Here is a 345-nt window from a genome sequence, read left to right on the forward strand (position 1 = left end):
TTTTTTAAAGCTAAAATAGTTTTTGATACTGATGTTATTTCAGTGGTGCTTGTTCCATTATTAGCACGTGATAAATAGAGTAAAATAGATTCATCTTTGTTGTTTTTATCTCTACTTTTTGCTTTAGCACCTTGCTCCCATTGTATGCTTTTTATGTATGAGGTTGCTTCATCACGAAGCATATCTAATTCAGTTTGTTTTATAGGAAATGTTGAGTTGTGTTCCATTTTTTTTAGTAAAAAGTTATTGGTTGAGAGGTTAAAAGTGTAATGACTCTATTTTAAAATATAATGCTTAATAGACTTAACTAATTTTTAACTTTTTCAATCTTCAAATCTGCCATTT

At 27.8% G+C, this 345-nt stretch carries 1 pseudogene; it reads right to left on the reverse strand.

Features of this window, described 5'->3' with window-relative positions:
- Positions 1 to 227, reverse strand: a pseudogene (locus tag FUA24_RS10640) (AAA family ATPase); the annotation flags it as partial.
- Positions 228 to 345 lie beyond the last annotated feature (118 nt).

Source organism: Seonamhaeicola marinus (assembly GCF_008085455.1).